Source organism: Pseudomonas extremorientalis (genome assembly GCF_001870465.1).
Taxonomy (GTDB): domain Bacteria; phylum Pseudomonadota; class Gammaproteobacteria; order Pseudomonadales; family Pseudomonadaceae; genus Aquipseudomonas; species Aquipseudomonas extremorientalis.
In genome coordinates this window covers 236,671-256,207 of sequence record NZ_MDGK01000052.1, presented here as the reverse complement: position 1 = coordinate 256,207, position 19,537 = coordinate 236,671, and the positions used below count along the sequence as shown (strand labels likewise).

Annotated in this window: 23 protein-coding genes; 9 read left to right on the top strand and 14 right to left on the bottom strand. The window is 60.3% G+C overall.

Annotated features, from left to right (window positions below; translation table 11 throughout):
• Positions 1 to 566: 566 nt before the first annotated feature.
• Positions 567 to 2,075, top strand: coding sequence for a malate dehydrogenase (quinone) (gene mqo / locus BFN10_RS20315; RefSeq protein ID WP_071491160.1), 1,509 nt, complete (start codon positions 567 to 569; stop codon positions 2,073 to 2,075).
• Between the two features lie 69 nt (positions 2,076 to 2,144).
• Here the strand turns inward: mqo and BFN10_RS20310 are convergent, their stop codons facing one another.
• From BFN10_RS20310 to BFN10_RS20295, 4 genes are all read right to left on the bottom strand, one after another.
• Positions 2,145 to 2,432 carry a PA4642 family protein gene (locus BFN10_RS20310; RefSeq protein WP_058422979.1) on the bottom strand — a complete coding sequence of 96 codons (288 nt, stop codon included), beginning with the start codon at positions 2,430 to 2,432 and terminating at the stop codon, positions 2,145 to 2,147.
• Positions 2,433 to 2,507: 75 nt separating this feature from the next.
• Complete coding sequence (locus BFN10_RS20305; RefSeq protein ID WP_071491159.1) at positions 2,508 to 2,993, bottom strand: hypothetical protein; 486 nt, start codon at positions 2,991 to 2,993, stop codon at positions 2,508 to 2,510.
• Positions 2,994 to 3,028: 35 nt separating this feature from the next.
• The gene (locus BFN10_RS20300) at positions 3,029 to 3,496 is read right to left on the bottom strand and encodes a WbuC family cupin fold metalloprotein (RefSeq protein WP_071491158.1); all 468 of its coding nucleotides are present in this window, start codon (positions 3,494 to 3,496) and stop codon (positions 3,029 to 3,031) included.
• A gap of 3 nt (positions 3,497 to 3,499) precedes the next feature.
• Entirely contained in the window at positions 3,500 to 4,057 is a 558-nt protein-coding gene (locus BFN10_RS20295; protein WP_058422982.1) for a hypoxanthine-guanine phosphoribosyltransferase, read from the bottom strand.
• 164 nt (positions 4,058 to 4,221) lie between these two features.
• On the opposite strand from BFN10_RS20295, the gene upp reads away from it, so the two are divergent.
• Both upp and BFN10_RS20285 read left to right on the top strand, forming a co-directional pair.
• Positions 4,222 to 4,860 carry a uracil phosphoribosyltransferase gene (upp, locus tag BFN10_RS20290; protein WP_024073483.1) on the top strand — a complete coding sequence of 213 codons (639 nt, stop codon included), beginning with the start codon at positions 4,222 to 4,224 and terminating at the stop codon, positions 4,858 to 4,860.
• 2 nt (positions 4,861 to 4,862) lie between these two features.
• A complete protein-coding gene (locus BFN10_RS20285) occupies positions 4,863 to 6,137 on the top strand; it encodes a uracil-xanthine permease family protein (protein WP_071491157.1) in 1,275 nt (424 codons plus the stop codon).
• Between the two features lie 127 nt (positions 6,138 to 6,264).
• Here BFN10_RS20285 and hisC read toward each other — a convergent pair whose 3' ends face one another.
• From hisC to BFN10_RS20235, 10 genes are all read right to left on the bottom strand, one after another.
• Positions 6,265 to 7,317, bottom strand: a complete 1,053-nt coding sequence (hisC, locus tag BFN10_RS20280) for a histidinol-phosphate transaminase (protein WP_071491156.1) — start codon at positions 7,315 to 7,317, stop codon at positions 6,265 to 6,267.
• Between the two features lie 3 nt (positions 7,318 to 7,320).
• Positions 7,321 to 8,643 (bottom strand): histidinol dehydrogenase, encoded by a 1,323-nt coding sequence (hisD, locus tag BFN10_RS20275; protein WP_071491155.1) that lies wholly within the window; start codon positions 8,641 to 8,643, stop codon positions 7,321 to 7,323.
• Positions 8,644 to 8,770: 127 nt separating this feature from the next.
• Positions 8,771 to 9,406 (bottom strand): ATP phosphoribosyltransferase, encoded by a 636-nt coding sequence (gene hisG / locus BFN10_RS20270; protein WP_007901570.1) that lies wholly within the window; start codon positions 9,404 to 9,406, stop codon positions 8,771 to 8,773.
• 140 nt (positions 9,407 to 9,546) lie between these two features.
• Positions 9,547 to 10,812 carry a UDP-N-acetylglucosamine 1-carboxyvinyltransferase gene (gene murA / locus BFN10_RS20265; protein WP_010213103.1) on the bottom strand — a complete coding sequence of 422 codons (1,266 nt, stop codon included), beginning with the start codon at positions 10,810 to 10,812 and terminating at the stop codon, positions 9,547 to 9,549.
• A gap of 23 nt (positions 10,813 to 10,835) precedes the next feature.
• On the bottom strand, positions 10,836 to 11,075 hold the full coding sequence (locus BFN10_RS20260) for a BolA family protein (protein ID WP_003188597.1): 240 nt from the start codon (positions 11,073 to 11,075) through the stop codon (positions 10,836 to 10,838).
• 114 nt (positions 11,076 to 11,189) lie between these two features.
• Positions 11,190 to 11,495, bottom strand: a complete 306-nt coding sequence (locus tag BFN10_RS20255) for an STAS domain-containing protein (protein ID WP_071491154.1) — start codon at positions 11,493 to 11,495, stop codon at positions 11,190 to 11,192.
• On the bottom strand, positions 11,492 to 12,139 hold the full coding sequence (locus tag BFN10_RS20250; RefSeq protein ID WP_071491153.1) for an MlaC/ttg2D family ABC transporter substrate-binding protein: 648 nt from the start codon (positions 12,137 to 12,139) through the stop codon (positions 11,492 to 11,494). The genes BFN10_RS20255 and BFN10_RS20250 overlap by 4 nt, the downstream gene beginning before the upstream one ends.
• Before the next feature lie 11 nt (positions 12,140 to 12,150).
• Entirely contained in the window at positions 12,151 to 12,618 is a 468-nt protein-coding gene (gene mlaD / locus BFN10_RS20245) for an outer membrane lipid asymmetry maintenance protein MlaD (protein WP_017845975.1), read from the bottom strand.
• Complete coding sequence (mlaE, locus tag BFN10_RS20240) at positions 12,618 to 13,415, bottom strand: lipid asymmetry maintenance ABC transporter permease subunit MlaE (RefSeq protein WP_003188592.1); 798 nt, start codon at positions 13,413 to 13,415, stop codon at positions 12,618 to 12,620. Before mlaE ends, mlaD begins: the two co-directional genes overlap by 1 nt.
• Entirely contained in the window at positions 13,415 to 14,224 is an 810-nt protein-coding gene (locus BFN10_RS20235) for an ATP-binding cassette domain-containing protein (RefSeq protein WP_003171811.1), read from the bottom strand. The genes mlaE and BFN10_RS20235 overlap by 1 nt, the downstream gene beginning before the upstream one ends.
• A 298-nt stretch (positions 14,225 to 14,522) precedes the next feature.
• Between BFN10_RS20235 and BFN10_RS20230 the strand changes: the two genes are divergently transcribed.
• From BFN10_RS20230 to BFN10_RS20205, 6 genes are all read left to right on the top strand, one after another.
• The gene (locus BFN10_RS20230; protein ID WP_071491152.1) at positions 14,523 to 15,497 is read left to right on the top strand and encodes a KpsF/GutQ family sugar-phosphate isomerase; all 975 of its coding nucleotides are present in this window, start codon (positions 14,523 to 14,525) and stop codon (positions 15,495 to 15,497) included.
• Positions 15,498 to 16,022 (top strand): KdsC family phosphatase, encoded by a 525-nt coding sequence (locus tag BFN10_RS20225; protein WP_058414321.1) that lies wholly within the window; start codon positions 15,498 to 15,500, stop codon positions 16,020 to 16,022.
• Between the two features lie 8 nt (positions 16,023 to 16,030).
• Positions 16,031 to 16,603 carry an LPS export ABC transporter periplasmic protein LptC gene (gene lptC / locus BFN10_RS20220; protein WP_071491151.1) on the top strand — a complete coding sequence of 191 codons (573 nt, stop codon included), beginning with the start codon at positions 16,031 to 16,033 and terminating at the stop codon, positions 16,601 to 16,603.
• Positions 16,590 to 17,123 carry a lipopolysaccharide transport periplasmic protein LptA gene (gene lptA / locus BFN10_RS20215; RefSeq protein ID WP_032893554.1) on the top strand — a complete coding sequence of 178 codons (534 nt, stop codon included), beginning with the start codon at positions 16,590 to 16,592 and terminating at the stop codon, positions 17,121 to 17,123. The genes lptC and lptA overlap by 14 nt, the downstream gene beginning before the upstream one ends.
• A complete protein-coding gene (gene lptB, locus BFN10_RS20210; protein ID WP_016974288.1) occupies positions 17,123 to 17,848 on the top strand; it encodes an LPS export ABC transporter ATP-binding protein in 726 nt (241 codons plus the stop codon). Before lptA ends, lptB begins: the two co-directional genes overlap by 1 nt.
• A gap of 184 nt (positions 17,849 to 18,032) precedes the next feature.
• Positions 18,033 to 19,526: an RNA polymerase factor sigma-54 gene (locus tag BFN10_RS20205; RefSeq protein ID WP_016974289.1), complete on the top strand. Its 1,494-nt coding sequence runs from the start codon at positions 18,033 to 18,035 to the stop codon at positions 19,524 to 19,526.
• Positions 19,527 to 19,537 lie beyond the last annotated feature (11 nt).

Here is a 19,537-nt window from a genome sequence, read left to right as displayed (position 1 = left end):
ACACAGATCGAGTGAAGCTGGCGCGCTTGCTGTTTTCTTTGCAAACCACCCGCCTTTACCGAATCTGCCAGAGCTGCCATTGCGCTCGGCCACTTGAGTTGTTTGCCCGTTTTGCCGCGTGTCGGCTAGGGGCCAGGTGCCAGGCTGGGGCAGCCCTTTTTTGAGGTTCACGTCTTCAAAAGAGCGTGAAAAAACGGGTTTTCACAACTTCACAAGAGTGTGGCGAGCAAATGAATAGTTTGGCGTTTGTACAAGCACCATCAGCGTCTGGAACAGCCCAACCACACAGGATCGAGTACTCCTCAACAACGGGAGCTTGAGCCTGTCCGCTACGGATTGGTTGCACGAATCGCACGCTTTGACCATAAGTCGAATTGCCACAGGCGCCCATGAATGCGTTCATAGGCAGATTAGCCCGGCAGGAAGCGTGCGCTGAACATGCAAAGAATTGCGAATCGGACATGGCGATCCTGGCCATGGGTAACCTGGGGCAACACGTGAACCGCCCCATCACTCCTGGCAGCCATGCCGTCAATTTGGTGCTGCAGATTTTGGAGACGCGTTAAATGGCGCATAACGAAGCAGTCGACGTAGTACTGGTAGGGGCCGGCATCATGAGTGCCACCCTGGCCGTACTGCTCAAAGAGCTCGACCCCGGCCTGAAGCTGGAAGTCGTTGAGCTGATGGATTCGGGTGCCGCGGAAAGTTCCAACCCGTGGAACAACGCCGGTACCGGCCACGCCGGGCTGTGTGAGCTGAACTACACGCCGCAGGCCGCCGATGGCTCCATCGACATCAAGAAAGCCGTGCACATCAACACCCAATTCGAGGTGTCGAAGCAGTTCTGGGCGTACCTGACCAAAAAGGGCACCTTTGGCTCGTCCAGGTCCTTTATCAGCCCGGTGCCGCACCTGAGCTTCGTGCAGGGCGAAAAAGGCGTGTCCTTCCTCAAGAAGCGCTTTGAAACCCTCAGCCAGCACCACGCGTTTTCGGACATGCACTACACCGAAGACCGTAGCGAGATGGCCGAGTGGATGCCGCTGATGATGCCGGGCCGTCCGCTCGACGAAAAAATCGCAGCCACCCGTGTGATGAACGGCACGGACGTGAATTTCGGCGCGCTGACCAACCAGCTGCTCAGCCACCTGACCAGCTCGGCAGACGCCCAGGTCAAGTACAGCAAGCGCGTCACCGGCCTCAAGCGCAACGGCGCGGGCTGGACCGTAAGCATCAAGGACGTCAACAGCGGCAGCAGCCGCGAAGTCGACGCCAGGTTCGTGTTCCTCGGCGCCGGCGGCGCGGCCCTGCCGCTGCTGCAAGCCTCGGGCATCGAAGAAAGCAAAGGCTTTGGCGGCTTCCCGGTCAGCGGCCAGTGGCTGCGTTGCGACAACCCGGAAGTGGTCAAGCACCACCAGGCCAAGGTCTACAGCCAGGCTGCCGTGGGTTCGCCGCCGATGTCCGTGCCGCACCTGGATACCCGCGTGGTCGATGGCAAGAAGTCCCTGCTGTTCGGGCCTTACGCCGGTTTCACCACCAAGTTCCTCAAGCACGGCTCGTTCCTCGACCTGCCGCTGTCGGTTCGCGCCGGCAACATCGGCCCGATGCTGGCCGTGGCCCGCGACAACATGGACCTGACCAAGTACCTGGTCAGCGAAGTGATGCAGTCCATGGAACAGCGCCTGGAATCCCTGCGCCGCTTCTACCCCGAGGCGAAAGCCGAAGACTGGCGCCTGGAAGTGGCCGGCCAACGGGTGCAGATCATCAAGAAAGACCCGAAAAAAGGCGGCGTGCTGCAATTCGGCACCGAGCTGGTCGCGGCGAAAGACGGCACGCTCGCAGCACTGCTCGGCGCGTCCCCGGGTGCTTCGGTGACCGTTTCGATCATGCTGGAGTTGATCGAGAAGTGCTTCCCGGAAAAAGCCGCCGGTGAGTGGGCTGCCAAACTGCACGAGATCTTCCCGGCCCGTGAAAAGGTCCTGGAAACGGATGCCGAGCTGTATCGCAAGATCAACGCGCAGAACAACATCAGCCTGGAACTGGTTGAGCCTGCCGCCGAGACCGAGAGCTACGCTTGAGGCCTTGAGGCAATAAAAAACGCCCCGTTCTCAGCATGAGAACGGGGCGTTTTTTTGTGTATCGGATAATCAGCCGCGAGCGTTTTCGATCAGTTCGATGTACTCGTCCGCGTTGCGCTGGTCCTTGATCAGGTCGACGAAGGTCTGGCCATGCGCATCCTTGCCGTCGAGGTCCAGGCCGGCTTCCTTGAAGAAACCCAGAAACCGCTCGAAATCGTCGATACGCAGGCCACGGTAGGCCTTGATCAGCTTGTGCAGGGACGGAGAAGTTGCGTCGACCGGCTCGAAGTCCAGGAACAACTTGATCTGATCGTCGCCGATCTCGTCACCAATCACCTGTTTCTTATCTTTACGCATTACCGACTCCAGCCTGCAGACATTTACACGGGGTTTGAAGTCTACCTGCGGGGCGCGGGCTTGTGTAGGCGGGGCCTACCTGGCTTTAACCGCACCCGTGTGCAAATCCGCCCAGATATGCCCGTTGGCATAACTGAGGAACTGTACATACACCGTGTCATTGCGCAGCAGGTCGACAATCACCCGGTATTGGGCCAAGGGGTAAGACAGCGTCAGGGTTTTGCTGGAGTCGTCATACACCGGCTTTTTCAGGCTTTTGCTTTCGGCGTCGAAATTGAGCACCACCTGGGCGATGGTCGCACCTTTGTTCAGGGACTTGCCCTTGAGGCGGATCATCAGCGGCGAGGTCACCGGGATCGGCTGCTGGCTGGACTGGCGCTGGTTGCCCACCACCACCGCGTAGTCGGTGACTTGCAACAGTTGCTGCTGCTCCGGCGCTTCAGCGCGCAGGGTCAGGTCGTCCGAAGGCAGGAATTGGCTGTGCATCGGCGCTGGCGCGGCAGCCAGCGGCAAACTGAGGGTCAGCGCCAGGGCGGCGCAGGTGCGTATCAACAGGCTCATGGGCCGCTCCGGCAAGGTGGGCCCAGCACTGTAGCTCAATCGAACTGGGCAAGCATCCAGCGTTGGTACTCGGCCACACCGGCCTCGCCTTCGCGGGGCGCCCAGTCGGGCTGTTCGCCCTCGCCCACCGGACGATAAGGCCCGGCCTTGCACTCGAACATCACCGTGTCGGGCTCCAGCACCACCAGGCCATGGAACACCCCCGGCGGCAGATCGACACCGGCGCATTCACCGCCAGCCTGCATGACACGCCTGGCAATGACCTCGCCGGTTTCGTTGAAGACCAGCAAGCCCAAGCGGCCCTGCAGCACCAGCAAGGTTTCTGCCTTGTCCGCGCTCAGGTGCCGATGCGGCGGTACATAAGTGTCAGGTTGCAGGCCTACCGCCAGGCGATGGCAGGGTTCTTCCATCTGGTGGAAGTTATGGTGGTGCCGGCCACGGGGGTGGGTGGCCGCTTTCTCGGCCAGTTCGGCAAACAGCGTCTGATCAAGAAAGCGGGCCATGGCTTACATTCCTTTGACGGCGAAAATCCCGTTGGCGTTGCGCCAGTAGCCTTTGTAGTCCATGCCATAACCGAAGATGTAGCGGTCGATGCACGGCAGGCCGACGTAATCGGCTTTCAGGTCCGGACGCGCCTTGCGGTCGTGGTCTTTGTCGATCAGCACGGCGGTGTGCACTTTGCGCGCGCCGGCGTGTTTGCAGAAGTCGATGATCGCGCCCAGGGTGTGACCTTCGTCGAGGATGTCGTCGATGATCAGCACGTCGCGGTCGATGAAGGAAACTTCCGGCTTGGCCTTCCAGAACAAGTCGCCGCCGCTGGTTTCGTTGCGATAACGGGTGGCGTGCAGGTAGGACGCTTCCAGCGGGAATTGCAGGTGGGTCAGCAATTTGCCGGCGAAGATCAGGCCGCCATTCATCACGCAGAAGACCACCGGGTTGGTGTCGGCCATTTCGCGGCTGATGTGTGCGCCGACCTTGGCGATCGCTTCTTCGACTTGCGCTTCGGTGTACAGGCAGTCAGCCTCGCGCATGATTTGACGGATATGCTCGAGATCAGCGGACATGGCGCTCTCCAAGGGGGTGCTGTGGCAAGAAAAGCGGGCGAAGGTACGCTTCTCGTGCGCTCCGAGCAAGCCTTAATGGACTAACGTACTAGATGTCTATAGGACAACACCCTCGGATAGATTAATCTAGGCCGTTTTTTTTGCCCGCCGCCGGAGCCTTTCCCATGCCCACTCGCGAGATCCGCCACCCGCTGATCCGACACAAGCTCGGCCTTATGCGCCGCGCCGACATTAGCACGAAGAACTTCCGTGAGCTTGCTCAGGAAGTCGGAGCGTTGCTCACCTACGAAGCGACCAAGGATTTACCTTTGGAGAGCTACGAAATCCCTGGTTGGGCCGGTCCCGTCCAGGTCGAGAAAATCGCCGGTAAGAAAATCACCGTGGTGCCGATCCTGCGCGCCGGTATCGGCATGCTCGAAGGCGTCCTCAGCCTGATCCCGGGCGCCAAGGTCAGCGCCGTGGGCGTGGCCCGCAACGAAGAAACCTTGCAGGCCCACACCTACCTGGAAAAACTCGTCCCGGAAATCAACGAGCGCCTGGCGATGATCATCGACCCGATGCTCGCCACCGGCAGCTCCATGGTTGCCACTATCGACCTGCTGAAAAAAGCCGGCTGCAAGGACATCCGCGCCATGGTGCTGGTGGCCGCGCCCGAAGGCATTGCCGCCGTCGAGAAGGCCCACCCGGATGTGCAGATCTACACCGCCTCCATCGACGAGCGCCTGAATGAACACGGCTACATCATCCCAGGCCTGGGCGATGCCGGTGACAAGATCTTCGGCACCAAGCAGAAGGACGCGTGAGCATGCAGGATGAATTCAACGACCCGCTTTGGCGCCAGATCCTGTCTGGCGCACAAATGCTCTTCGTAGCATTTGGTGCGCTGGTGTTGATGCCACTGATCACAGGTCTTGATCCAAACGTCGCGCTGTTCACCGCAGGCCTGGGCACGCTGCTGTTCCAGGTGGTGACGGGGCGGCAGGTGCCGGTCTTCCTGGCGTCGAGCTTTGCCTTCATTACCCCGATCATTCTCGCCAAGGGCCAGTTCGGCCTCGCGGCGACCATGGGCGGGGTGATGGCGGCGGGTTTCGTGTACACCTTCCTGGGCCTGGCGGTGAAGATCAAAGGCACCGGGTTTATCGACCGGTTGCTGCCGCCCGTGGTGATCGGGCCGGTGATTATCTCCATCGGCCTGGCCATGGCGCCGATTGCCGCGAACATGGCGATGGGTAAAACCGGTGATGGCGCTGAGCTGATCCATTACCAGACCGCGATGATGATCTCGATGCCTGCGCTGCTGACCACCTTGATCGTGGCGGTGTTCGGCAAAGGCATTTTCCGCCTGGTGCCGATCATCTCCGGCGTGCTGGTGGGCTTCGCCATGTCGTTCTACTTTGGCGTGGTCGACACGGCGAAGATCGCGGCGGCCCCCTGGTTCGCCCTGCCCCACTTCACCGCGCCGGAATTCAACTGGCAGGCGATCCTGTTCATCGTCCCGGTGGCCCTGGCCCCGGCAATCGAACATATCGGCGGCGTGATTGCGGTGGGCAGCGTGACCGGTCGCGACTACTTGAAGAAGCCCGGCCTGCACCGCACCCTGCTGGGTGACGGCATTGCCACCACGGCTGCCGGTCTGTTCGGCGGCCCACCCAACACCACCTACGCCGAAGTGACCGGCGCGGTGATGCTGACCAAGAACTACAACCCGAAGATCATGACCTGGGCAGCGGTGTTTGCCATCAGCCTGGCGTTCATCGGCAAGTTCGGCGCGTTGCTGCAGAGCATTCCGGTGCCGGTGATGGGCGGGATTCTGTGCCTGCTGTTCGGCTCGATTGCCGCGGTGGGGATGAACACGCTGATCCGCCACAAGATCGACCTGGGCGAAGCGCGCAACCTGGTGATTGTGTCGGTGACCCTGGTATTCGGGATTGGCGGTGTGCTGGTCGGCACCGGCACCGGCCCGGATGACTTCGGCCTCAAGGGCATCGCCCTGTGTGCGGTGGTGGCGATTGGGTTGAACCTGCTGCTGCCGGGCAATGATGGCTGGAAGAACAAGAAGTCGGATGAGCCGTTGCTCTAACCAGCACCGCGAAACCCAATGTGGGAGGGGGCTTGCCCCCGATAGCAGTGTGTCAGTCAATGCATTAGCTGACTGATACACCGCAATCGGGGCAAGCCCCCTCCCACATTTTGCTCTTCAGTGTGGCTTAGAGCTCACCGAGCCCATCGATCAACGCCTGGTTCTGCTCCGGCGTACCGATGCTGATCCGCAGGAACTGGGCAATCCGCTCCTGCTTGAAGTGCCGCACGATCACCCCTTGCTCACGCAACTTGGCCGCCAGGCCCGCAGCGTCGTGCCGTGGGTGACGGGCAAAGATGAAGTTGGCAGCCGACGGCAGCACTTCAAAGCCTTTCTCTTCCAGTTGCGCGACCAGCTTGTCGCGACTGTCGATCACCAACCGGCACGTCTTCTCGAAATACTCACGGTCCTCGAACGCCGCCGCCGCGCCAACAATCGCCAGGCGGTCCAGTGGATAGGAGTTGAAGCTGTTCTTGACCCGCTCCAGCGCCTCGATCAAGTCCGGGTGGCCCACGGCCAGGCCCACACGCAAACCGGCCAGTGAGCGCGATTTGGACAGGGTCTGGGTGACCAGCAGGTTCGGGTAGCGATCCACCAGGCTGATCGCGGTTTCACCGCCGAAGTCGATATAGGCTTCATCGACCACCACCACCGAATCCGGGCTGGCCTTGAGGATTTGCTCCACCGCGTCCAACGCCAGCACGCAGCCGGTCGGCGCGTTCGGGTTGGGAAAAATGATCCCGCCGTTGGGTTTGGCGTAATCCGCCACGCGAATCTGGAACTGGTCATCCAGCGGCACCGGGTCGGACTTGATGCCATAAAGGCCGCAGTAAACCGGATAGAAGCTGTAGCTGATATCCGGGAACAGCAGCGGCAGGTCGTGCTGGAACAAACCGTGGAAGATGTGCGCCAGCACTTCGTCGGAACCGTTGCCGAGGAAGACTTTAGCGGCGTCGATCCCGTAATGCGTGGCCACCGCCTGTTTGAGCAGGTCGCTGTTGGGGTCCGGGTACAGGCGCAGGTTGTCATTCAACTCGGCCTGCATTGCCGCCAACGCTTTGGGCGACGGACCGTAGGGGTTTTCATTGGTATTGAGCTTGACCAGTTTGGTCAGCTTCGGTTGTTCACCGGGCACGTAAGGCACGAGGTCCTTGACGAAAGGGCTCCAGAATTTGCTCATGTCTCAGTTCCCCTTCTCTTCAAGGATGCGGTATTCGGCGCTGCGGGCGTGCGCGCTGAGGGATTCGCCACGGGCCAGCACCGAGGCAGTCTTGCCCAGCTCGGAAGCGCCCTGCGGCGAGCAGAAAATGATCGACGAACGCTTCTGGAAGTCATACACCCCCAGCGGCGACGAGAAACGCGCGGTGCCGGAAGTCGGCAGCACGTGGTTCGGGCCTGCGCAGTAGTCGCCCAGGGCCTCGCTGGTGTGGCGGCCCATGAAGATCGCACCGGCGTGGCGAATCGACGGCAGCCAGGCTTGTGGGTCGGCGACGGACAACTCCAGGTGCTCCGGCGCGATGCGGTTGGCCACGTCGATGGCTTGCTCCATGTCGCGCACCAGGATCAGCGCACCACGGCCATTGATCGATTTCTCGATGATCTCGGCGCGCTCCATGGTCGGCAGCAGCTTATTGATGCTGGCCGCGACCTTGTCGAGGAACTCGGCGTCCGGACTGACCAGGATCGCCTGGGCGTCTTCGTCGTGCTCGGCCTGGGAGAACAGGTCCATGGCGATCCAGTCCGGATCGGTCTGACCGTCGCACACCACGAGGATTTCCGAAGGGCCGGCGATCATGTCGATACCGACCTGGCCGAACACATGGCGCTTGGCAGTGGCAACATAGATGTTGCCGGGGCCGACCACTTTGTCTACCTTTGGTACGCTTTCAGTGCCATAGGCCAGGGCGGCAACAGCTTGGGCACCACCGATGGTGAAAACCCGATCGACACCGGCGATGCAAGCCGCTGCCAGCACCAGCTCGTTGATTTCACCACGCGGCGTCGGCACCACCATGACCACCTCGGTCACGCCCGCCACTTTGGCCGGGATCGCGTTCATCAGCACCGATGAAGGGTACGAAGCCTTGCCACCCGGCACGTACAAACCGGCGCGGTCCAGCGGCGTGACCTTCTGGCCCAGTACAGTACCGTCGGCTTCGGTGTAGCTCCAGGAGTCCTGTTTCTGTTTTTCGTGGTAGCTGCGCACACGCGCCGCCGCCACTTCCAGGGCTTCGCGCTGCGGCGCGGTGATGCGCGTCAGGGCCAGCTCCAGGCGTTCGCGGGGCAGGATCAGGTCAGCCATGGACTTGACGTCCAGACCGTCAAACTGGCGGGTGAAGTCCACCAGCGCCGCATCACCGCGCTCGCGCACGGCCTTGATGATGTCGAGCACCCGCTGGTTGACCGAATCGTCGGACACGCTTTCCCAGCTCAGCAGATGATCCAGATGATGGGCGAAATCCGGGTCGGCAGCGTTGAGTCGGGCAATTGCAGTGGACGTGGTCATAGCGAGGGCCTCATAGGATTGGCAAAAATGCTCAGGCGCCGAACGTTAGCAGTCGATCCGCTTGGGCACCTGAGAATTCTGGCTATGAGGCGGATAGACGGGCGCGACCCAGGGCCGCGCGGGTAGGTCAACCGCGGTGTCGCGACTCCACTGCCTTGCGCAGCGTGTCGATCAACGCCTGGATACGGGCGTGCTGCATCTTCATCGATGCCTTGTTGACGATCAGACGGGAGCTGATGTCGGCAATGAAGTCCTGCGGCTCAAGACCGTTGGCGCGCAGGGTGTTACCGGTGTCGACCACGTCGATGATCTTGTCAGCCAGGCCGATCAACGGCGCCAGCTCCATCGAGCCGTAAAGCTTGATGATGTCGACCTGGCGGCCTTGCTCGGCGTAGTAGCGCTTGGCGACGTTGACGAACTTGGTCGCCACGCGCAGGCGGCCCTTCGGCTCCACATCACCGACACGGCCGGCGGTCATCAGCTTGCACAGGGCGATACGCAGGTCCAACGGCTCGTACAGGCCCTGGCCACCGTATTCCATCAGCACGTCTTTACCGGCGACGCCGAGGTCGGCCGCGCCATGTTCAACGTAGGTCGGCACGTCGGTAGCGCGCACGATCAACAGGCGCACGTCGGCCTGGGTCGTGGGGATGATCAGCTTGCGGCTCTTGTCCGGATTCTCGGTCGGCACGATGCCCGCTTCAGCCAGAAGCGGCAACGTGTCGTCAAGGATGCGGCCCTTGGACAGTGCGATGGTCAACATGGGAAACGTCAATCCTTTATCAGGCTATTGCGGTCCGGTCGCAAACGGCGCCGGACACAGATCGAGGCCATTACAGCCTCGACTTGAAACAAATCCTGTAGAGAGAGATTACCCTCCCCCCACCGTTACAGCTTCCGGGACTAGCCCGGTACGCGGCGGATTTTCGCGCCGAGCATCTGCAGTTTTTCTTCAATGCACTCGTAACCACGGTCTATGTGGTAGATGCGGTCGATCAGGGTGTCGCCTTCGGCGATCAGCGCCGAGATCACCAGGCTGGCCGATGCACGCAGGTCGGTGGCCATGACTGGCGCGCCCTTGAGTTTTTCGGTGCCGGTGACGATGGCGGTGTTGCCTTCGACCTGGATCTTCGCGCCCATGCGGTGCAATTCGTACACGTGCATGAAGCGGTTTTCGAAGATGGTCTCGATCACGGCACCGGTGCCTTCGGCAATCGCGTTCAGGGAGATGAACTGCGCTTGCATATCGGTCGGGAACGCCGGGTACGGAGCGGTACGCACGTTGACGGCCTTGGGACGCTTGCCGTGCATGTTCAGCTCGATCCAGTCTTCACCGGTCGTGATTTCCGCACCGGCTTCGCGCAGCTTTTCCAGGACCGCTTCCAGGATGGTCGGATCGGTGTCCTTGACCTTGACGCGGCCACCGGTGACGGCGGCGGCAACCAGGTAGGTGCCGGTCTCGATGCGGTCAGGCATTACCTTGTAGGTGGCGGTGTGCAGACGCTCTACGCCATCGATGGTGATGGTGTCGGTGCCCGCACCGGAAACCTTCGCGCCCATGGCGTTCAGGAAGTTGGCCAGGTCGACCACTTCCGGCTCGCGCGCGGCGTTTTGCAGGACGCTGCGGCCTTTGGCCAGGGCAGCGGCCATCATGATGTTCTCGGTGCCGGTCACACTGACAGTATCAAAGAAGAAATTGGCGCCACGCAGGCCGCCTTCCGGCGCCTTGGCCTTGATGTAGCCGCCTTCGACGTCGATAACGGCGCCCATGGCTTCAAGGCCACGGATGTGCAGGTCAACCGGACGCGAGCCAATGGCGCAACCGCCAGGCAGGGCGACTTCGGCTTCGCCGAAACGGGCAACCATCGGGCCAAGCACCAGGATCGACGCACGCATGGTTTTCACCAGTTCGTACGGTGCTATCAGGGTCTTGATGGTGCGCGGGTCGATTTCGACAGCCAGTTTCTCGTCGATCACCGGCTCGATACCCATGCGACCGAACAACTCGATCATGGTGGTGATGTCGTGCAGGTGCGGCAGGTTGGCCACGGTCACCGGGCCATCGCACAGCAGGGTCGCTGCCAGGATCGGCAAGGCGGAGTTTTTTGCACCGGAGATGCGAATCTCGCCATCAAGGCGGGCACCGCCGGTAATAATCAATTTATCCATAAGAATCTCGACGCCTTGGGGGCTCAGGTGCGCTCGGCCCAGGCCGCGCGGCTGAAAAATTTCATAGTGACCGCATGGATGCTGCCATCGGTGATCCACGGGTTCAAATGGGCATAGATCTGCTGCTGACGCTTGACCGGGCTGAGTGCCGCCAGTTCATCGCTAATCACGTTCAGCTGGAAGTTGCAGCCTTCGCCTTCAACTTCAACGGTCGTTTCCGGCAGCTTTCCTTCAAGAAAGCTCTTAACTTCTAGGGCCTGCATGCTCAACCTCTATCGGCGCCCAGTGCGCGCGGGTCGCACATCATACAAAAAAGCCCCGCGCCTGCGAACCCCGCATAGCAGGACTCTGACGGGGGGCTTCTTTAATAATGTGTATTAAGGATGCGCCAGCAGCTCGGTCAGACCGGAAACTTCGGCGATTTCGCGCATGTCTTCGGGCAATGCCCGGATGCTGACCGGCTTCCTGGCCGCCTCAGCATCACGCATGAAGCACAGCAGCAGCGACAAGCCGACGCTGCTGGACTTGGTCACGGCAGAACAATCCAGCACCAACGCGGGCGCAGTGCTGGTCTTGATCAGCGCCTGACCCTGCTTGCGCAGCTCAGGCCCGGTGCGGTAATCCAGCACGCCGCTGAGGAACAACTCACCGGCGTCGCCAAGACGAACAGCCGACTCGGTCATTGCACAGGCTTCCCGGCTTCTTTATCGGATGTTTCCTTGGCTTTGGCGACTTCACCGGCCCAACCGTTGATGGTTTTGTCCAGGTCGTTGCCATTACGCTGCATCGCGTCAGCGAACTGATCACGGAACAGCTTGCCGATGTTGATACCGTTGATGATCACGTTGCGCAGCTTCCACTCGCCGTTGACCTTCTCGAGCGTGTATTGCACAGGGTAGACGGCACCGTTGTTGCCCTTGACGCTCATGTTGACGCTGGTGCGATTACCCGACTCGTCCCCGGCAGGCGCAACGGTAATGCCCTGGTTGTTGTACTCGAGCAGCGCGTTGCCGTAGAACTGGAACAGGCCTTTCTTGAAGTTTTCCTGGAAGGTCTGCATCTGCGCAGGCGTCGCCTTGCGCGAATACTTGACCGTCATGATGCTGCGGGAAATGCCTTCGGCATCGACCACCGGGCCGACAATGGTGTTGAGCGCGTTGTAAAACTTACTCGGATCTTGCTTGTACTGCTCTTTATTGGCAGTGAGGTCAGCCAGCATTTTGTTGGTCGTGTCCTGCACCAGATCGTGCGCAGAACCTGCCGCGTTAGCCATCAGCGGCAGCGCTGCCAACAGCACCAGCAGGCCGCGTCGCAAGGTAGAGATCATGAACAGATTCCTCATTTGGCGTCTTTATTGACCGTATTAAGCAGGAATTTACCGATCAGGTCCTCAAGCACCAGCGACGACTGTGTGTCGTGGATTGTCGAGCCATCCTTGAGCAGGGCTGTTTCCCCACCCACGCTGATACCGATGTATTTCTCGCCCAGCAGACCCGCAGTGAGAATAGATGCAGTGGAGTCAGTCGGCAGATTATCTACCTTCTTGTCCAGTTGCATCGTCACTCGGCCGGTGAAGCTGTCGCGATCCAGATCGATTGCCGTGACCTTGCCGATGGTCACACCGGCCATGGTCACTTTAGCTCTGACAGTCAAACCGGCGATATTGTCGAAGTATGCGTAAAGTTTATAAGTGTCGGCAGTGGGGCTGGCCGACAGGCCGCTGACGCGCAGGGCCAACAAGAGTAAAGCCAGGATGCCAGCCAGCAAGAAAAGGCCGACACCGATTTCCACAGTGCGGTTTTGCATCAGAAATCTCCAAACATCAAGGCGGTCAAAATGAAGTCAAGGCCCAGTACCGCCAGCGAGGCGTACACAACGGTCTTGGTGGTGGCGCGACTGATCCCTTCTGAGGTGGGCTCACAGTCATAGCCTTGGAATACGGCGATCCAGGTGACAACAAAGGCGAACACGATGCTCTTTATGATGCCGTTGAGCACGTCGCCAGTGAACGTCACGCTGTTCTGCATGTTGGCCCAGTAGGAGCCGTCGTAGACGCCCAGCCAGTCCACTGCCACCCACGAACCACCCCAGATCCCGACCACGCTGAAGATCATCGCCAGCAGTGGCAGGGAAATGAAGCCGGCCCACAGGCGTGGGGCAACAATGTACTTGAGTGGATCCACGCCAATCATTTCCAGGCTGGACAGCTGTTCGGTGGACTTCATGTTGCCGATTTCGGCGGTCAGCGCGGAGCCCGCGCGCCCGGCGAACAGCAGAGCGGTCACCACCGGCCCCAGTTCACGCAACAGCGTCAGGGCGACCATCTGCCCCACCGCCTGCTCCGAACCATAGCTGGACAGGATATTGAAGCCCTGCAACGCCAGCACCATGCCGATGAACACCCCGGAGACCACGATGATCACCAGGGACATCACGCCCACTGAATGCAACTGCTTGACCAGCAGCCCAAAGCCGCCGCCAATGCCGCCACGGCCGAGCAATGCGTGGAACAGGAAAATCGTCGAACGGCCCAGCACTTCGACGATGTCGATGCCCGAGCGACCGAAAAGGCGAACCTTCTCGATAAGAGATGTCTTGCGCATCAGCGCTTCCCCAGAAGATCTGAGCGGTAATCCGCCGCCGGAAAGTGAAAAGGCACCGGGCCATCAGGATCGCCGGTCATGAATTGGCGAATGCGCGGGTTGTCGGCGTTCATCAGCTCTTCGGGCGTGCCCTGCCCCAGCACCTGGCCATCGCCCACTACATAGAGGTAATCGGCAATGCTCGCGGTTTCTGCAAGATCGTGGGAGACCACGATGCTGGTGATGCCCAGTGCATCGTTGAGCAGACGGATCAGACGCACCAGCACGCCCATGGCGATGGGGTCCTGACCGACGAAGGGCTCGTCGTACATGAGAATCTGCGGGTCGAGGGCGATGGCACGCGCCAGCGCCACACGGCGCTTCATCCCACCAGACAATTCATCGGGCATCAGGTCGATGGCGCCGCGAAGGCCCACGGCCTGCAGTTTCAGCAACACAATGTCACGAATCATTTCATCGGACAGCTGGGTATGCACCCGCAGCGGAAAGGCCACGTTCTCGAAAACATCAAGGTCGGTGAACAGCGCACCGCTCTGGAACAGCACACCCATGTGCTTGCGTGCATCGAACAGATCGCTGCGCGACAGCGTCGGCAGGTTCTGGCCGTTGACCCACACCTCTCCCGCACTGGGGCGCAATTGCATGCCCATCAGGCGCAGCAGCGTGGTCTTGCCGCAACCGGAAGGCCCCATGATGCCCGTGACCTTGCCGCGCGGAATGCGGATATCGACGTTATTGAAGATGCTGCGCGTCCCGCGCTTGAAGGTCAGTCCCTTCAGCTCGACCGCGTAGGCGTTATCGGCACTCATCTAAACTCCTTGGGATGCAGCCTCTCACTCAGACACCACGCTTGCTACAAACGTTTGCAACCGTTGTGCAATAGTTGGCCACGTGGGCTGGGCGGACCGAACTGGCGGCGAACTATATCACTGCTGGTACTAGGCGCCCAAGGCCGGAACAGTGCTTGTTCAGATTGGGGACAGGGAAAAATCGTTGCTGGGGTTGAATCTCAAGCACATTGCGAACAAACCCTGACGAACTTGCGTGAGGGAATTGATCATTACCGCTATAATCGCCGACTTTTCGTCAGGCTATACGATTTCAGACATGAGCCAATCCAGCGACCTTATTCAATCCGCACAACGCACCATCCGCCTCGAGCTTGAAGCCGTAGAAGGCTTGCTGGCGCATATTGACGCGGATTTCGTACGCGCCTGCGAGATGATTCTGGCCAGCAAGGGCCGCGTTGTGGTGGTCGGCATGGGCAAATCCGGCCACGTCGGCAACAAGATCGCCGCCACCCTGGCCAGCACCGGAACCACCGCGTTTTTCGTGCACCCGGCCGAAGCCAGCCACGGCGACATGGGCATGATCACCAAGGATGACATCATCCTTGCCTTGTCCAACTCCGGCACGACCAACGAAATCGTGACCCTGTTGCCGCTGATCAAACGCCTGGGCATCAAGATGATCAGCATCACCGGAAACCCGGAGTCGACGCTGGCCAAGGCCGCCGAAGTGAACCTGAACGTCCACGTGGACCACGAGGCCTGCCCGCTGAACCTGGCACCGACCTCCTCCACCACCGCCGCACTGGTCATGGGCGATGCCTTGTCCGTAGCACTGCTGGAAGCCCGGGGGTTTACCGCCGAAGACTTCGCGTTTTCCCATCCAGGCGGCGCCCTGGGCCGCCGCCTGCTGCTGAAAGTGGAAAACGTCATGCACTCGGGCGATGAATTGCCTCACGTCCAGCGCGGCACCCTGCTGAAAGACGCGCTGATGGAAATGACCCGCAAGGGCCTGGGCATGACCGTGATCCTCGAGGCCGATGGCCGCCTGGCCGGGGTCTTCACCGACGGCGACCTGCGCCGTACCCTGGACCGCACGATTGATATCCACACCGCCACCATCGACGCGGTAATGACACCCCACGGCAAGACCGCGCGCCCCGAGATGCTGGCAGCCGAAGCCTTGAAGATCATGGAAGACCACAAGATCGGCGCGCTGGTGGTGGTTGATGGCGACGACCGCCCGATTGGCGCCCTGAACATGCACGACTTGCTGCGTGCAGGAGTGATGTAGATGACCAGCGACCTGTTGCAACGCGGCAAAAATATCAAACTCGCGATTTTCGACGTTGACGGTGTGCTGACCGACGGCCGCCTGTACTTTCTCGAAGACGGCAGCGAATTCAAGACATTCAACACGCTGGACGGCCAGGGCATCAAAATGTTGATGGCGGCGGGCGTGCAAACGGCAATTATCAGCGGCCGGAAAACGCCCGTTGTGGAACGGCGTGCACAAAACCTGGGGATTCCTCACCTGTATCAGGGCCGCGAGGATAAACTGGTGGTTCTGGACGAGCTTCTTGGCCAACTCAACCTAAGCTATGAGCAGGTCGCCTACTTGGGTGATGACCTGCCAGACCTGCCGGTGATTCGCCGAGTAGGCCTGGGCATGGCCGTCGCCAATGCGGCGGCGTTTGTTCGCGAACACGCCCATGGCATCACCAGCGCCCGCGGTGGCGAAGGTGCCGCCCGCGAGTTCTGCGAGCTGATCCTGCGTGCCCAGGGCAGCCTTGAAGCGGCCCACGCCGCCTACTTATAGAGCGTTTTATGCCGAGCAAAAAGATTCGCAACTTCCTGTTATTCGGGGTCATCGCCGCGCTGTTCCTGGCGGTGGGCTACTGGAATATCAGCCCGGAGCGCTTTCTCGACCAGCCTGCTGCGCAGGTTGACGAGGGCGCTATCGACTATTACGCCATCAATGCCAAAAGCGTGCAGTTCCTGCCTGACGGCAAGGTGCAATACGAGATGACCTCGGACAAGGTCGAGCATGTGAAGGCCACCGAAGTCACCCTGCTGACCAACCCGGACATGAACATTTACCGCGGTACCGAGTTCCCATGGCACGTCACCAGCAAGCGTGGCGAGGTCAACCCGGACGGTACCGAGGTGGAACTGATCGACTCGGTGCGCATTGCGCGCACTGACGATAAAAGCCGTGAGACCGTGATTACCAGCAGTCGCATGACCGTATTCCCGCAGAAGCAATATGCGCAGACCGAGCAAGACGTTAGAATCGACGGCGCTGGCGGTGTATCGACTGGCAAGGGAATGAAAGCGTATTTGAAAGAAAGCAGGATACACCTGCTATCGAACGTAAGAGGACAGTATGAGGCTCGTTAAAACTCTCCCTATTTTGCTCGGCCTGGGCGCAGCACTGGGAAGCGTGAGCGCCTGGGCTCTGCCGAACGATAGCCAGCAGCCGATCCACATTTCAGCTGACGATGCGCAACTGGATGACAAGCAAGGCGTGGCCACCTACACCGGCGGCGTGATCATCACGCAGGGCTCGATGAAAATCACCGGCAATACCGTGACGCTTACGCGCACCAAGACCGGCGATATCGATGTCGTGACCTCGGTCGGCAACCTGGCTTACTTCGAACAGAAGCAGTCCGCGACCGATACCGGACCGATGAAGGGCTACGGCAAGACCATCCAGTACCATGCCCAGCAGAACCGCATCGTCCTGATCGACCAGGCCAAGGTGCTCAGCCCCGATGGCAACTCCACGGAAGGTGAGAAGATCACCTATGACACCGTTAAACAGATTGCAAACGCCGGTCGTGCCAATGGCAACAAGGTCACCGCGCCTCGTCCACGCATCGACATGGTTATCCAGCCGAAGAAGAAGGCCGAGTAATGGCAACCCTGAAAGCCCAGCATCTGGCCAAGGCCTATAAAAGCCGTCAGGTCGTGCGCGACGTCAGCCTGTCGATCGACAGCGGCCAGATCGTCGGCTTGCTCGGCCCCAACGGCGCCGGCAAGACCACTTGCTTCTACATGATCGTCGGCCTGGTCCAGGCGGACCAGGGTCGCGTGCTGATCGATGACCTGGACGTGAGCCACCAGCCAATGCACGGCCGCGCCCGTGCCGGTATCGGCTATCTCCCACAGGAAGCGTCGATCTTCCGCAAACTGTCGGTGTCGGACAACATCATGGCGATCCTCGAGACCCGCAAGGAACTCGACCGTGACGGCCGTCGCAAGGAGCTGGAAAGCCTGCTGCAGGAGTTCCACATCAACCATATCCGCGACAACCTCGGCATGAGCCTGTCCGGTGGTGAGCGTCGCCGCGTGGAAATCGCCCGCGCCCTGGCCACTGCACCCAAGTTCATCCTGCTGGACGAGCCGTTTGCCGGCGTCGACCCGATCTCGGTCGGCGACATCAAGCAGATCATCCATCACCTCAAGGCCAAGGGCATCGGCGTGCTGATCACCGACCACAACGTCCGTGAGACGCTCGACATCTGCGAAACCGCCTATATCGTCAATGACGGCCAGCTGATTGCCGAAGGTGATTCCGCCACAATCCTGGCCAATGAACTGGTCAAGGAAGTGTATCTGGGTCACGAGTTCCGCCTGTAAACACCGTGGTGTCACGGCGTTCGCCAAGGTGCGCGGGAGTCAATGAAAACCTCCGGATTTTTATTGTTACCGCGCTCTAGGCAAAGCACCCGACATCAGGCATATAATTTGCTTATGTTTGGCGCTCACGCGCCCTGTCGTGGATGGCGCATTGCGCCGGCGAATAAGGTGTTAAGCCCCTGCCATGAAACCATCGCTAGTCCTGAGAATGGGCCAGCAGCTGACGATGACACCGCAGCTGCAACAGGCCATCCGCCTGCTCCAATTGTCGACCCTGGACCTGCAACAGGAAATCCAGGAGGCCCTGGAGTCCAATCCGATGCTCGAACGCCAGGAAGAAGGCGACGACTTCGATAATGCAGACCCGCTGGCCGATAACATCGAGCAAAAACCCAATTCCGATGTGCAGGAACCCTCCTACCAGGAAACCGCCCCCACGGTGGACAACCTTGAGGAAGGCGAATGGAACGAACGCATTCCCAACGAGCTTCCGGTGGACACCGCCTGGGAAGATGTCTACCAGACCAGCGCCAGCAGCCTGCCCAGCAACGACGATGACGAGTGGGACTTCACCACCCGCACCTCTGCCGGCGAGAGCCTGCAGAGCCATCTGCTATGGCAACTGAACCTGGCACCGATGTCGGACACCGATCGCCTGATCGCCGTAACCCTGATCGACTGCATCAACAATCAGGGTTATCTAGACGAGACGCTTGAAGAAATTCTTGAAGCCTTCGACCCCGAACTGGATATCGAACTGGACGAGATCGAAGCCGTCCTGCACCGCATCCAGCAGTTCGAGCCTGCCGGTATCGGCGCCCGCACCCTCAGCGAATGCCTGCTGCTGCAATTGCGCCAGCTGCCGGCCAAGACCCCATGGCTCGCCGAGGCCCAGCGCCTGGTCACCGACTATATCGACCTGCTGGGCAGCCGCGACTACAGCCAGTTGATGCGTCGCATGAAGCTCAAGGAAGACGACCTGCGCCAGGTCATCGAGCTGGTACAGAGCCTCAACCCGCGCCCCGGCTCGCAAATCGAGTCCAGCGAAGCCGAATATGTCGTCCCCGACGTGATCGTGCGCAAGGACAACGAGCGTTGGCTGGTGGAACTGAACCAGGAGTCGGTGCCACGCCTGAGGGTCAACCCGCAATATGCCGGTTTCGTCCGCCGCGCCGACACCAGCGCCGATAACACCTTCATGCGCAACCAGTTGCAGGAAGCCCGCTGGTTCATCAAGAGCCTGCAAAGCCGCAACGAAACCCTGATGAAAGTCGCCACCCAGATCGTCGAGCACCAGCGCGGCTTCCTGGAATACGGCGACGAAGCGATGAAGCCGCTGGTACTGCATGACATCGCCGAAGCGGTGGGCATGCATGAATCGACCATTTCACGCGTGACCACGCAGAAATTCATGCATACCCCACGGGGTATTTATGAACTGAAATACTTTTTCTCCAGCCACGTCAGCACCTCCGAAGGCGGTGAATGCTCGTCCACGGCGATCCGCGCGATCATCAAAAAACTGGTTGCCGCGGAAAATCAGAAAAAGCCATTGAGTGACAGTAAGATCGCTGGTTTACTGGAGGCACAAGGCATTCAGGTCGCCCGTCGAACCGTCGCCAAGTACCGCGAGTCCCTCGGGATCGCGCCTTCCAGCGAGCGTAAGCGTTTGATGTGACGGGCGGGCCA

Coding starts and splice junctions, on each gene's coding strand:
- BFN10_RS20205 (WP_016974289.1), top strand. CDS start 18,033: ATGAAACCATCGCTAGTCCTGAGAATGGGCCAGCAGCTGACGATGACA.
- BFN10_RS20260 (WP_003188597.1), bottom strand. CDS start 11,075: ATGCAGGCCCTAGAAGTTAAGAGCTTTCTTGAAGGAAAGCTGCCGGAA.
- hisG (WP_007901570.1), bottom strand. CDS start 9,406: ATGTTGACCATCGCACTGTCCAAGGGCCGCATCCTTGACGACACGTTG.
- upp (WP_024073483.1), top strand. CDS start 4,222: ATGCCCACTCGCGAGATCCGCCACCCGCTGATCCGACACAAGCTCGGC.
- BFN10_RS20255 (WP_071491154.1), bottom strand. CDS start 11,495: ATGACCGAGTCGGCTGTTCGTCTTGGCGACGCCGGTGAGTTGTTCCTC.
- mlaD (WP_017845975.1), bottom strand. CDS start 12,618: ATGCAAAACCGCACTGTGGAAATCGGTGTCGGCCTTTTCTTGCTGGCT.
- lptA (WP_032893554.1), top strand. CDS start 16,590: ATGAGGCTCGTTAAAACTCTCCCTATTTTGCTCGGCCTGGGCGCAGCA.
- BFN10_RS20310 (WP_058422979.1), bottom strand. CDS start 2,432: ATGCGTAAAGATAAGAAACAGGTGATTGGTGACGAGATCGGCGACGAT.
- BFN10_RS20230 (WP_071491152.1), top strand. CDS start 14,523: ATGAGCCAATCCAGCGACCTTATTCAATCCGCACAACGCACCATCCGC.
- BFN10_RS20300 (WP_071491158.1), bottom strand. CDS start 3,496: ATGGCCCGCTTTCTTGATCAGACGCTGTTTGCCGAACTGGCCGAGAAA.
- mlaE (WP_003188592.1), bottom strand. CDS start 13,415: ATGCGCAAGACATCTCTTATCGAGAAGGTTCGCCTTTTCGGTCGCTCG.
- BFN10_RS20295 (WP_058422982.1), bottom strand. CDS start 4,057: ATGTCCGCTGATCTCGAGCATATCCGTCAAATCATGCGCGAGGCTGAC.
- BFN10_RS20285 (WP_071491157.1), top strand. CDS start 4,863: ATGCAGGATGAATTCAACGACCCGCTTTGGCGCCAGATCCTGTCTGGC.
- mqo (WP_071491160.1), top strand. CDS start 567: ATGGCGCATAACGAAGCAGTCGACGTAGTACTGGTAGGGGCCGGCATC.
- lptB (WP_016974288.1), top strand. CDS start 17,123: ATGGCAACCCTGAAAGCCCAGCATCTGGCCAAGGCCTATAAAAGCCGT.
- BFN10_RS20235 (WP_003171811.1), bottom strand. CDS start 14,224: ATGAGTGCCGATAACGCCTACGCGGTCGAGCTGAAGGGACTGACCTTC.
- hisC (WP_071491156.1), bottom strand. CDS start 7,317: ATGAGCAAATTCTGGAGCCCTTTCGTCAAGGACCTCGTGCCTTACGTG.
- hisD (WP_071491155.1), bottom strand. CDS start 8,643: ATGACCACGTCCACTGCAATTGCCCGACTCAACGCTGCCGACCCGGAT.
- BFN10_RS20305 (WP_071491159.1), bottom strand. CDS start 2,993: ATGAGCCTGTTGATACGCACCTGCGCCGCCCTGGCGCTGACCCTCAGT.
- lptC (WP_071491151.1), top strand. CDS start 16,031: ATGCCGAGCAAAAAGATTCGCAACTTCCTGTTATTCGGGGTCATCGCC.
- murA (WP_010213103.1), bottom strand. CDS start 10,812: ATGGATAAATTGATTATTACCGGCGGTGCCCGCCTTGATGGCGAGATT.
- BFN10_RS20250 (WP_071491153.1), bottom strand. CDS start 12,139: ATGATCTCTACCTTGCGACGCGGCCTGCTGGTGCTGTTGGCAGCGCTG.
- BFN10_RS20225 (WP_058414321.1), top strand. CDS start 15,498: ATGACCAGCGACCTGTTGCAACGCGGCAAAAATATCAAACTCGCGATT.